The sequence below is a fragment of the Pantoea sp. X-Soil-ISGK-355 genome (assembly GCF_059730805.1).
The window spans coordinates 273669-286138 of the sequence record NZ_AP035972.1 but is presented as its reverse complement, the minus strand read 5'-3'; the positions used below and the strand labels follow the sequence as shown (position 1 = coordinate 286138).

The following is a 12470-nucleotide window of genomic DNA, read 5'->3' as shown; positions in this document are numbered from 1 at the left end:
TCCTTTTACTGATGAATGATGCTGAGTAATGGCGTTCCTGCGGTGACAGCTGTCCCTGCCACCGTCAAAACTTCATGATACGCATCGCTGTTAGTGATAATGATCGGTGTTGCAAGGTCATATCCGGCATCAAGAATGGCCTGACGATCAAACGTCAGCAGCAGATCGCCGGGCTTAACCGTGTCGCCCACGTTTACATGTGCCGTAAAAGGTTTGCCATCAAGCCTGACGGTATCGATACCCACATGGATTAGCAGCTCAATCCCACTGTCACTCAACAGGCCGATGGCGTGCCGGGTCTGAAACAGAGAGGCAACTTCACCCGCGAAAGGTGCAATGACTTTGTTGTCGGAAGGAATGATGGCTGCGCCCTGTCCCAGCAGGCCACTGGCAAAGGTCGGGTCGGGCACCTGATCAAGCGCGATTACGGTACCGGTCATCGGTGACAGAATGTCATCTTCGCCAGTTATCACCGGGGTTGCCGTAACTGGCACACTGGTAGCAGGCATACCCGCTACCAGCGTCAGGCTACAGCCCAGTATCAGCGCCAGTGTGGTCCCGGCAATACCACCCCATAACGTGGCGTCGACACCGCCAGGCGGGATCATCTGGGCGATAGTGAAGATGTTGGCAAAGCCAAAGGAATAAACGTGTGTGCTACTGAAACCGACAATGGCACCGCCGATAGCGCCCGCCACACAGCCAAAGATAAAGGGACGACGCAGGGGCAGATTAACCCCATAGACGGCCGGTTCGGTAATACCAAAAATCCCAGCGGTCACGGATGAACCCGCCAGCATCTTCTGCCGCGCATCCCGGCTGCGCAAAAAAACGGCCAGCGCCGCGCCAACCTGACCCATGACAGCAGGCAACAGCATAGGCAGCATCGAGTCATGCCCCAGTACCGCAAGATTGTTAATCATCAGAGGTACCAGTCCCCAGTGCAAACCAAAAATTACACAGACCTGCCATAGCGCGCCCATGGCGGCGCCAGCCAGCCAGGGGGCCAGCGCATAAATCCACTGGTAGCCATTCGCCAGCATCTGACTTAAGGCCGTGGCCAGTGGACCGATCACCAGAAAGGTCAGCGGCACAGTGATGCTCAGACAGATCAGTGGCGCAAAGAAGTTTTTCATGGAGGCGGGCAGCCGACGGGTACTCTGTTTTTCCAGCCAGCAACTCACCCATGCGGCGAGGATGATGGGTATCACCGACGCGCTGTAATTAAACCAGGTCACAGGGATGCCGAGAAACGCTTCCGTCATGGCGCCGGATTGCTGGCTGGCATTGAAGGCGGCAATCATCGTCGGATGAGTGAGCGCCCCGCCAATCACCAGGGTAATAAAGGGATTCCCGCCAAACTTTTTTCCGGCGGTGTAGCCCAGCACTAGCGGAAAGAAGAAAAACAGCGCATCACTTGCCGCAAACCAGATTTTATATGTTCCACCTTCAACAGAAAGCCAGCCGCAGACCACGGCCAGAGCCAGCAAGCCTTTGAGAATACCCGAGGCGGCAAGTATCCCGATAAACGGCGTGAAAATGCCAGACACAACATCGATCAGGCGACTGAAAAGGTTACCTGACGCCTTATCTTCGGCTGATGCAGGGGCCTCATCCAAAAGTCCCGCTTCAGCACGGACAGCCTGCCAGACATCATGAACATGGTTGCCAATCACCACCTGAAACTGACCGCCGCTTTCGACGACCATAATCACCCCCGGATTTTTCTTCAGTCCTTCCGCATCGGCTTTATGGTTATCTTTCAGTTTAAAGCGAAGCCGGGTGGCACAATGAACCAGACTTACGATGTTATCTCTGCCACCGATATGGCCGAGGATATCCTGCGCCAGCGTGTGATATTCCATCTCGATTTCCTTAAACCGATGTCCATGGACATCCGTTGACTGAGCCAAAAATAAAAAAACCCGAGAACGTCCTCCTTTCAGAGGCCGCGCTCAGGTTTTGCTTGCGTTAAGCAGTAACAATCCTGTTTGATGGGGCTTAGTGCCCCTCTTTCCTCACCCGCTCAATATGAATAGCGAGAAACATAATCTCTTCTGCGGTCAGCTCACGCTGATAGCTTTGTTGCAAATGCTGCGCGATTTTCACCGCGCATTTCCAGGCTTTGGGATAGTTATCTTTTACTGCCGTATGCAATGAAACATCGTCATCGTCGACTACGGTTCGCGTCAGCATACGCTGCGCGAAAAACTTCAGATGGGTGACAAAACGCTGGTAACTCAGCGACGATTCGTTATATTCCAGCCGCAACTGATACTTCACCAGTTGCAGAATCTCCTGCATTACCCGCGTAACATGCATCACTTCCGGCATTTCGTTATTGAGCTGTGCCGTCACCAGATGTAACGCGATAAACCCGGCTTCATCCTCAGGTAGTTCGACATTAAGACGACGGGAGATGATTGCCCTGGCCTCCTGCCCCAGTTCGAACTCTTTGGGATAGAGACGTTTGATGTCCCACAGCAACACATTTTTAATCGCCAGACCTTTTTTCTGTCTTTCAATGGCAAAGAAGCAGTGGTCGGTCAGCGTGATATACAGACTCTCCTGCAGTTTCCCGAGACGCTGTATCGCAAGATCAATAATGCAATTGGAGGTCGTCATCACTTCAGGCGGGATTTGATGTAACAACTCCTCCAGCCGACGGACCAGCAGATCACTTTGTGGTGCAAACACTTTCTCAATTTGCGCGTCATTGAGACTGTCGCCGACGCGCTTCTGGAAGGCCAGCCCACGTCCCATGACGACCTGCTCGCGCCCCTGCTCATCCTGAACCATCACCACGTTATTATTCAGAATTTTGGCGATTTTCATCGGAACCCCAGAAACAAAAAAACCTGACATCCGGCAGAGGCCAGAAATCAGGTTTTGCCTGCCTAAGCAGTAACAATCCAGTCCGGGCACTCTATCAGTTTTATTCGTGACCTCAATCTGTCAGGGTAAAAAGCGTGACAGCGATCGAAATCCGCTTATTAACTTAAAAAGTAACCACCGTTTTGAGTTCAGTCACCCAGGCATCCTGCGTATGGGCAATACCCGCCGGACGATGCCAGTACTGAAGCCCGGGTTGCAGTTCCAGCCAGGAAACGGGGCGGAATCGGTAATAGAATTCTCCATTCAGTGAATGGCCAGGCACCGGATGATAAGCCGCATCGTTGTAGTCAGAAATACCACTGATCGTGTTCATGTAGCGCTGGTTACGCGCGTATTGATTGCTCATATCTGTCCAGGTCAGGCCAAAACCTATCCAGTCTTCAGGACGAGCGTCAGACAGACCCCGATAGCGGAGCGAAGCCGCATAGACCGAGTGCATGTAGTTAGTGCGTTGATCGGCCAGGCTCATACTGAATGAAGTACTTAACCCGCGACTTGCGTCATCCTGATGTCGCGTCAGTTGCTGATTAAGTCCGGCGTAAAGAAACCCTGTCCGGTTATGCTTCTCATCACCGCCGGGATCACTGACTCCCGCGCCACCGGACCGGCCGCGATAGAGTTCAGTTTGCGGAGCATTGGTAAAAACTACGCCCAGGTTGTAGGCTCCCGGCAGGCCATTAATGATTGGGCGGGCTTCGATCTCAACCGGCAGCAGGACACCTTTGCTGCGTCGGGTGGAACCACTCCAGGCGTGATGACGACTGGAAGCGTCCGGGTTCTGCTCCATCACGCCGCCTTTCAAAGTGACAATGGGCGTTAACCGGTATTCGAGCGTGGTTCCCCATGTATGAACGTTCCAGTTATTCCAGGTTAGTGAGTTCGCGGATTTTCCGCCACATTGTGAAAGCATCTGGAAATCACAGGGTATAATCTGATCGAAGGTCTGAACCTTGTTCATCATTCCGATACGCCATGTTATACGCCGATCATCAAAACTTCGGGCAAAGGTCAGCCAGCCCAGTCGGGTAATAGATTGTCCGCCCCAGCTCTCCTGCGTGAGATCGTTAACATTCACGCGAGGATCCTGCACCCGTCGCGTGGTCAGATCATCGTTGTGATTGCGGTTAACAATGTTCGCTTCAATACGTGCATCGGGAATATTTGTCCAGCGCGACAAATCCTGATTAAAGGTCAAAGCAAACTGATCGATATAAGCGACGTGTGACGCATGATTGTATCCACCGCCGCCATTCCAGCCAATTTCATTCAGATAACCCAGGTTAAAGGTAAATCCATTATTGTTAAGCGATTTACGAAGACCATACATATCACCCAGAACGGGATCCGGTGGAGATTCAAACCCTAATACCGTTCCGCTCCATTCCTGCGCTGTCGACAAGGGTGAAAAGGTCAATAATGAGAGTGCGCACAGCATGCTTTTATATTTCATCTTAGCAACCTGTTTTTGATTTTAATGATGTACGGTTCGCAGGAGAGCCCTGAACCTGCTTTGCTCAACGTCATGTTTCCCTGGCCTGAATAGGTCGATTCGTTATCGCTATGGTTATTAATGATTTACGCTATGACGGAGTAAATTTATGGCAAAAAAAAACCTAAACCCCCCACAGTGGTTAAGACTGTGGAACGCTTAGGTTTTGCCTGTTATCCAGTAACAACCCTACGCTGAAAACGGCTCTAACCTAACACTGCTTTTTAAAATTGAATAGCACTGCCGGATTATTTCACAAGAAAATGTGAGCCGATTAACAATTAATATCTCTTATTTCATGTGACTGGTGTTAATTAATATTTAAAATGAGGTAAGAAATCACCAGGAGAATATCATATTAGTTTTCTTGCTAATTCATTCAATTAAGACTGATGATGTTTATGCGTAGAGTTAAAATACGCAAACGGCGTCAAAGCTTAAAAATGAATGATCAAAAATCCAGATTATTGAATCCTGATTGATGCTATAGCGCTGAGTTCAAAAATGTAGCTGGTTGATTTGCGTGATTTACAGGGAGATTGCAGGCGGGCATTCAGCACAAGGAAATGACAGGAGGATGTGTTTTGTATGTCCTGACAAAAGGTCAGATAAATCCGTTAATCAGAAACAACAACGCCGGGAGGGTCGCTTCCGGCGTTGTGGCAATTACGCAGCTTTAACGGGGCGTACTTTCTTCGCAGCAGGCTCTTCCACCTGCTCATCCGCACCATTATCTGCCACGGCTTCAGGCTTCGTCGCGCCTGCGGACACGTCCGGCAGTTTGCTGGTACGCAGAATATGCTGCACTGTGTCTTTCTGCTCTGCAATCAGCAGGCCCAGCGTTTCTGCCTGAGATTCATCCAGTGCAGGTTGATGCTGTAACAGCCAGTCAGTAAAGGCTTCGGCCATATCGAGCATTTTGTCGTAGGCATCGGCCTCTTTCTTATTGGCAAACGTCATCTTCTCTTCACCCTTTCTGACTACAACAAATTTTGTTTCAACAGCCATCTTTTCGCCCTCAGGTACTGTGTATACATACAGTATATCATGCCGGTTATGCTTTGCCAGCAGAGAATCAAGTCTACTTGCTACGCGCAGGCTAACCTTAACCGGGCGCAGGTTTTTTTCTTTTTCCTGCCGCTTCTCTGCCAGAAGCCAGGCTGACTACACCAGCAGCTCTTCAAGGAACATCGCCAGCGCCTTACGCGGATCGTCTTCTTCGGAAACGATCACCTCGATCCCCCACTGCCCCAGCACCTCTTTGGCTACCGGGTTATTACGGTTAGTGAACAGATACGATTTGGGCCGGGCTGTCGCCAGCCCGGTGCGGCCCCACATCTTGGTCAGACGGTAAAACAGCAGGCGGATGTTGAAATCGCTGATGCTATAGCCGACAAACAGCACAGAGTTGCCCATTACGTCATGGGTCAGTTTGATGTCGAGCGGTGAGTCGAAATAGAGGCGTTCAAAATAGCTGCTCTCATCAAGCACGATAGAGGTGTCATCATCGAAGTCACCGTGCAGTTTGATAATGTGACGTTTATCTTCGGTCAGTGAGACCAGGTCAGCGGCGTTCGCCACTTTATAATAGGGAACACCGTGCGCATCGTGCGCTGCTTCCAGCCAGCGATCGTAGTTGGTAGTGTAGATACGCGAGAAATTACCCTGAGTAATCATGGTGTGAATTTCTGAAGACCGGACATCGATATCCGGGCGGTGCCACTCGCGATCCATCCAGCTGCGCAGCGGGCCAAGTGAACCTTTCTTCTGTTTGTAATATTCCGCCAGCGACAGATGCGTGCCGTAGGTATTAAAAATCTTAGGATCGTAGCCCAGCTCATTTGCGAGGTGAGCAATCAGTTCATGCCACTCGGGTAAGCCAAAATTGCGCGAAATACCGGCACCGGCAAAAAGAATCAGTTTGCCGGAATCATAGGCGCGTTTGAGTTCAGGTTTCATGCCACTCCCCGCGAGGTTTTTAAAAAGGTGGCGAAGCGATCCAGCGCGATGCGCCGCATTGAGATCTCGTTCTTGAGTTCGCCCATTTCTGCAAAGGTCTGCTCATAGCCTTCGGGAATAAACACGCAATCCCATTGAAAGCCGCGCGTTCCTGCAGGTTTAGGGGCGATGGTGCCGCGCAGTTCACCCGAGAACTGATACATTTTGCGGCCGTCGCAGTAGCCGAGCACCGTTTTGGCCGTCACGGCCTGGCTGTCCAGCCCCTGCACCAGCGCGGTAAAGCGCTCTGCGTCCAGGCGGTTCCAGAAGATGCGGGTCAGACCGGCCGGCAGACCATTCAGGCCGTCCAGATAGAGGCCGGTATGCTCCACAAACAGTGGCCGCCCAATCAGCGAAAAAGCTTTGGTCAGTTTATCGCGCACCAGGTCCAGCTCGTTTTCAGTCTGAATTTCTTCGATGCGACGGGCGATGGGCAGAACTTCGACCCCGATGGGTTCGAGTATTTTGCGCACCTCAGCCAGTTTTGGCTCATTGGCAGAAAGGAATCTGATTTTCATGGGGCTTCCAGGTCAATTACTCCGCCACGCAGTGAGGATTTTTACGAAAACAGGCGGGCAGGATAAATCACTAACGCTGGAGAGTGTAGTTCAATTCTGTGGGCATTAAATTACAGAACCGGCTTCAGCAGGAGAGCCGGTTCTGTAGCCTCAGTAAACAATGCCCGGTGGATTCACCGTGGAGTGTGTAACCGCTTCATCCTGTTCACCCCAGCGGGCCAGCACCTGCTGATACTGCCCACCTGTAATGGTGCCATCCAGAGCGGCTTGTAAAGCCGGTGCCAGCCCATTGCCCTTTTTGGTGGTCACGGCAACCCAGGCGCGAAATGGACCGCTGCCAACCAGCTTTGTCTGTCCGCGTGAGGCCACTTTCCAGGCGGCCATCGAGTGCGGACCAAAGATCGCATCGGCTCGTCCCGACAGCAGCGTCAGCGTCGCTGAGGCATCATCGGTAAGATAGACTGGCGTCACCGCAGGCAGACCATTGGCCCGATTCTGCTGATCCCAGCTCAGTAAGATGCGCTCCTGATTGGTGCCCGACGAAACGATAATCCGCTTACCGGCAATATCAGGCGGGCTGTTTATCTGGCTGATTTTACTGTCGCTTTTTACCGCAAAGGCGTGGTTATCAGCGCGATAGGTTGCGAAATCGAACTTCTTCTTACGCTCTTCGGTAACGGCAATATTAAACATGGCGACATCATAACGTCCGGCGCTGATGCCCAGCGGCCAGTCTTCCCACGAGGCCGGAACCAGCTTCAGCTTTAATCCCAGACTGTCAGCCAGCAGCCTGGCAATGTCCGGATCGCTGCCGATCCGCGTGACGTTGTCAGACGCCAGTAGCGACAGCGGCGGAGAATTAGTCGCGGCGGTTGCCACCGTCAGCGTACCGGGTTGTATAAAGTGAAAGCCAGCCGGGATTTTCGCGATCGCCTGCGGATTCGCCGGGGCATGGATTGGCGTCTCATTTTTCAGCACATCGAGCTTCTCCGCAGCCGAACAGCTCAGCACCGGGAGCAGCGTCAGCGCTGTTAAGGTCAGCGCCCTCATAACACGCGCGCCAGGAAACGGCGGGTGCGCTCATGGCGCGGATTGTTCAGTACCTGCGTCGTGCTGCCCTGCTCAACAATCCGGCCATCCACCATAAAGACCACGTTGTCCGCCACTTCACGGGCAAAGCCGATCTCATGGGTCACAATCACCAGCGTGGAGCCGGAACGCGCGAGCTTTTTGATCACGTCGAGCACTTCACCGACCAGCTCCGGATCCAGCGCCGAGGTCGGCTCATCGAACAGCATCACGCGGGGATTGAGCATGAGTGCGCGCGCAATGGCGATACGCTGCTGCTGCCCGCCCGACAGATGACGCGGCCAGGCATCGGTTTTATGGCGCAGGCCGACAATGTCCAGCAGTTCACCCGCCCGCGCTATCGCTTCAGATTTCGTCAGCTGACGATGGGCAATCGGCGCTTCAATCAGATTATCCAGCACATTGAGGTGCGGAAACAGATTGAAGTTCTGGAACACGTAGCCGACGTTGATACGCTGCCGCAGAATCGCCTTCTCTTTGAGTTCATACAGCTTGTCGCCGCGCTGCTGATAGCCGATATAGTCGCCATCGATCTGAATGAATCCCTCGTCGACCCGCTCCAGATGATTGATGGTGCGCAGCAGCGTGGATTTGCCCGATCCGGATGGCCCCAGAATCACCGTGACCGAACCGGGTTCCAGCGACAGCGAAACATCATCCAGCGCTTTGTGTTTACCAAAACGCTTGGTCACGCCGGTAATAGTGATGGCACCTGTTGTGTGAGAAGTGCGGTAATCAATGGCTTCGGACATGGCTGATCTCCTCGGTCGGATGAAGTGGCGTGACGCGATTGCGCCATTGTTGCCAGCGCGAAGGCTGCGGCTCACGGTTCACGCTGCGGGCCAGCCAGCGCTCAACGTAATACTGAATCACGGACAGGACGGTGGTGATAATCAGATACCAGGCGGCACCGACCATCAGCAGCGGGATCACTTCCTGATTACGGTTGTAAATCATCTGAATGGTATAAAACAGCTCCGGCATCGCCAGCACGTAAACCATCGAAGTCCCTTTTGCCAGACTGATGATCTCGTTGAATGCGGTCGGAATAATGGCGCGCAGCGCCTGCGGCAGAATGATGCGGAAGGTCCGGCGTGAGGCGGAAAGCCCCAGCGCGGAGGCGGCTTCAACCTGCCCGTGATCGACGCCGAGGATCCCGCCGCGGATAATTTCTGCACTGTAAGCCGCCTGCACCAGCGTCAGACCAATTACCGCCGCCGGGAACTGGCCCAGCACATTAATCGTCTGAAATGCGCCCCACGACAGGCCGGTAAACGGAATGCCGATCGACAGCGTGTCGTAGAGGTAGGAGAAGTTATAGAGAATGATCAGCACCACGATCAGCGGCAGCGAACGGAACAGCCAGATGTAGCCCCACGCCAGCGTGCTCAGCAGCCACGATGAGGAGAGACGTGCCAGCGCCAGCAGACCGCCGAAAAAGAGGCTGAATATCGTGCCCAGCAGGGTCAGCAGTAGCGTCTGACCCAGACCGTGCAGGATCACCGGATCGAAAAACCAGCGGGCAAACACGCCCCATTCCCAGCGCGGGTTAAAGGCCACTGACTGCACCACACCCGCCAGGATAAACAGCGCCAGAATAGCGCCGGCGGTGCGCGCCGGATAACGTGCCGGGACCACCTGTAGATGTTGATGTTTGCGCATCGTCACTCCTTAACTCGCCTCAGCGACGTTATAAACGCCGATTACTTTAATAAAACGCAGTCGCCCGTCATGTGGCGGCTGGCCGTAACGCTCCAGATCGCCGCTCAGATCGAACTGTGGCTGATAGCCGTGACCGGTATAAAGCCGCACCGCCTCTGGCTGGCGAAAGCCGGTGGTGAGAAACAGACGCTGATAGCCCGCCTGCAGCGCGCGCCGCTCCAGCTCCTGCAACACCACCAGCGCCAGCCCCTGACGGCGCAGATCGCTGCGGGTCCAGATGCGCTTCAGCTCAGCGGTCTGTGGGTCATAAGGTTTATAAGCGCCCATCGCAATGATTTCGCCGTCGCGCTCCAGCACAATAAACAGCCCCTGCGGCGGCAGATACCATTCGGTCAGCTCCTGCTCCTGCTCGTTACGGCGGGAGAAAAAGTCGCCATAACGTGCCGAATATTCACCAAACAGACCACCCAGAATCGGTTGCAGCTCGGGGGCCTCGGGCGAAACTTCGCGGAAAGTCGATTCACTCATGCTCAGCTCCTTAGTCGCCCAGCCCGGTGGGGTTAATTTCAGAACGATCGATATGCTCCACGCCTTCACCCCAGCGGTTCAGCACCTTCTGATAATCACCATTGCTGATGACGCCATTCAGCGCAGTGCTGATCGGTTCTGCAAGGCCGCTGCCTTTCTTCACCGTAACGGCAATGTGCGCCGCTTTTGGCCAGCCACCATCCACACTGCCGATCAGCCGGGTTTTACCGGTCAGTGCCGCTTTCCAGGCACCAATGACGTTAGGACCAAACCAGGCATCGGCCCGCCCCGCCTGCAGTGCCAGCGTCTGGGCGGCGTCATCTTTGGCGTAGATCGGGGTAAAGCCCTTCAGACCCTTTGCCTGATTCTCTTTATCCCACGCCAGCAGAATCGCCTCCTGATTGGTGCCGGATCCCACAATGATCCGCAATCCGGCAATGTCTTCCGCTTTGGTCAGTGACTTAATCGGGCTGCTGGTTTTGACATAGAAGCCAAGTGAGTCTTTGCGATAGGTGGCGAAGTCGAACTTCTCTTTGCGCTCTTTAGTCACGGTAATGTTGGAGATCGCCGCATCATACTTGCCCGAGGCCACACCCAGCGGCCAGCCTTCCCACGACGTCGGCACGACATTGAGTTTTAATCCCAGGCTATCCGCAACCAGTCGGGCAATATCCACCTCGCTGCCGAGCAGGGTTTTGTTGTCATCGGAAAATACCGTCAGCGGCGGAGAGTTCTGCGCCGCCACGGCCACGGTAAAGGAGCCCGGCACTACAAAGTGATGTCCCGCGGGCAGTTGCGCGATGGCGTCAGGATTCTTCACCGTATTAATCGGCGCTTTATTGGCTTCCAGGCTGACGCGCTGGCCGTTATAGGACACGCTGGTGCCTTCAGCCAGCGCATGGCTGCTGGCGGTCAGAATAAGCAGGGCAAGAAGACGCGATGTTTTTTTCATGACGCAGGCTCTTATTGTGAGGTGAACTGATTAACGGGTTGCTTCAGGGCGAAGCTGTCGCGCAGCGTACTGCCCGGGTAGTCGCGGCGCGTCAGGCCGCGAGCCTGCAGAATCGGCACCACGCGGTCAACAAACCGTTCAAAGGTGTCGGGTGTGCCGCCATTGATAATGAAGCCGTCTGTGGCGTGGGTTTCGAACCAGAGCTGCAGGCCATCCGCGACCTCTTCCGGCGTACCGTGAAACAGCGGACGTGGCGTTGCGGCTTCCAGTGCCGCCTGGCGCAGCGTATGGCTATGCTGCTGTGCTTTGCGTTTGATCTCGTCGGTGGTGCTGCGGAAGCTGTTCTGACCAATGTCGCCGATGTCCGGGAACGGCTGATCCAGCGGATATTGAGAAAAGTCGTGGTGGTCAAAGAAACGACCAAGGTAGTTAAGGGCATCGGGAATCGATACCAGCGCCGCCGTGGTCTGATACTGGCGCTCTACGTCTTCCGCATCATCGCCCACGATCACGCTGACACCCTGGAAGATGTGAAGATCCTCTGGCTGACGACCGTTCGCTACCAGCTGCTGTTTCACATCCTGATAAAACGCCTGCGCTTCTTCGCGGGTGGGCTGATGGGTAAAGATGGCGTCAGCATGACGCGCCGCCAGCTTTTTACCGTCGTCGGACGCACCCGCCTGGAAGATAATCGGACGGCCCTGCGGCGTGCGGGCGATGTTTAGCGGTCCCTGCACCTGGAAGAAGTCGCCATGATGATCGAGCGTGTGCAGCTTCGCCGGATCGAAGAACTGCCCGCTCTCCTTGTCGCGCACAAAGGCATCCTGCTCCCACGAATCCCACAAGCCTTTCACTACCTGCAGATACTCGTCGGCAATGCGGTAACGCAACGCGTGTTCCGGGTGTTTCTCGCGGGAAAAGTTTTTGGCGGAACCCTCCAGCGGCGAGGTAACAACGTTCCAGCCCGCACGCCCGCCGCTGAGGTGATCGAGGCTGGCAAACTGACGCGCTACCGTGAACGGCTCGCTATAAGAAGTGGAAACGGTACCGACCAGCCCCAGATGTTCTGTAACGCCCGCCAGTGCAGAGAGCAGCGTCAGCGGTTCAAAACGATTGAGAAAGTGCGGGATCGATTTCTCATTGATAAACAACCCGTCGGCAACAAACAGAAAATCGAGCTTGCCCTGCTCCGCCTTGCGGGCGATTTTTTTGGCGTACTCCAGATTAATACTGGCATCGGCCTGCGCCGCGGGATGGCGCCAGGCAGACATGTTTCCCGATGCGCCATGCAGAATAGTGCCCAGCCGAAGTTGTCTTGTGGTCATGATGCTCTCTCTTT

Annotated in this window: 12 protein-coding genes; all 12 read right to left on the bottom strand. The window is 54.3% G+C overall.

Features of this window, described 5'->3' with window-relative positions; genetic code table 11:
• Nucleotides 1-5: 5 nt before the first annotated feature.
• Nucleotides 6-1865 (bottom strand): PTS beta-glucoside transporter subunit IIABC, encoded by a 1860-nt coding sequence (gene bglF, locus AC6I8J_RS20065; protein WP_161736809.1) that lies wholly within the window; start codon nt 1863-1865, stop codon nt 6-8.
• A gap of 136 nt (nt 1866-2001) precedes the next feature.
• Nucleotides 2002-2835: a BglG family transcription antiterminator LicT gene (gene licT / locus AC6I8J_RS20060; protein ID WP_161736808.1), complete on the bottom strand. Its 834-nt coding sequence runs from the start codon at nt 2833-2835 to the stop codon at nt 2002-2004.
• A gap of 163 nt (nt 2836-2998) precedes the next feature.
• The gene (locus AC6I8J_RS20055) at nt 2999-4330 is read right to left on the bottom strand and encodes a carbohydrate porin (RefSeq protein ID WP_237566771.1); all 1332 of its coding nucleotides are present in this window, start codon (nt 4328-4330) and stop codon (nt 2999-3001) included.
• A gap of 720 nt (nt 4331-5050) precedes the next feature.
• Nucleotides 5051-5392, bottom strand: a complete 342-nt coding sequence (locus AC6I8J_RS20050; RefSeq protein WP_161736795.1) for a YebG family protein — start codon at nt 5390-5392, stop codon at nt 5051-5053.
• A 156-nt stretch (nt 5393-5548) separates the two neighbouring features.
• Nucleotides 5549-6343, bottom strand: coding sequence for an SIR2 family protein (locus AC6I8J_RS20045; protein ID WP_003855101.1), 795 nt, complete (start codon nt 6341-6343; stop codon nt 5549-5551).
• On the bottom strand, nt 6340-6900 hold the full coding sequence (locus tag AC6I8J_RS20040) for a non-canonical purine NTP pyrophosphatase (RefSeq protein ID WP_161736794.1): 561 nt from the start codon (nt 6898-6900) through the stop codon (nt 6340-6342). The genes AC6I8J_RS20045 and AC6I8J_RS20040 overlap by 4 nt, the downstream gene beginning before the upstream one ends.
• Nucleotides 6901-7050: 150 nt before the next feature.
• Nucleotides 7051-7950: an ABC transporter substrate-binding protein gene (locus AC6I8J_RS20035; protein WP_161736793.1), complete on the bottom strand. Its 900-nt coding sequence runs from the start codon at nt 7948-7950 to the stop codon at nt 7051-7053.
• Complete coding sequence (locus AC6I8J_RS20030) at nt 7947-8741, bottom strand: amino acid ABC transporter ATP-binding protein (protein ID WP_161736792.1); 795 nt, start codon at nt 8739-8741, stop codon at nt 7947-7949. Before AC6I8J_RS20030 ends, AC6I8J_RS20035 begins: the two co-directional genes overlap by 4 nt.
• Nucleotides 8725-9651, bottom strand: coding sequence for an amino acid ABC transporter permease (locus tag AC6I8J_RS20025; protein ID WP_161736791.1), 927 nt, complete (start codon nt 9649-9651; stop codon nt 8725-8727). The genes AC6I8J_RS20030 and AC6I8J_RS20025 overlap by 17 nt, the downstream gene beginning before the upstream one ends.
• A gap of 9 nt (nt 9652-9660) precedes the next feature.
• The gene (locus AC6I8J_RS20020; protein WP_098050091.1) at nt 9661-10179 is read right to left on the bottom strand and encodes a GNAT family N-acetyltransferase; all 519 of its coding nucleotides are present in this window, start codon (nt 10177-10179) and stop codon (nt 9661-9663) included.
• A 10-nt stretch (nt 10180-10189) separates the two neighbouring features.
• On the bottom strand, nt 10190-11131 hold the full coding sequence (locus tag AC6I8J_RS20015; RefSeq protein WP_497825763.1) for an ABC transporter substrate-binding protein: 942 nt from the start codon (nt 11129-11131) through the stop codon (nt 10190-10192).
• A gap of 11 nt (nt 11132-11142) precedes the next feature.
• A complete protein-coding gene (locus tag AC6I8J_RS20010; RefSeq protein WP_497825762.1) occupies nt 11143-12456 on the bottom strand; it encodes an LLM class flavin-dependent oxidoreductase in 1314 nt (437 codons plus the stop codon).
• Nucleotides 12457-12470 lie beyond the last annotated feature (14 nt).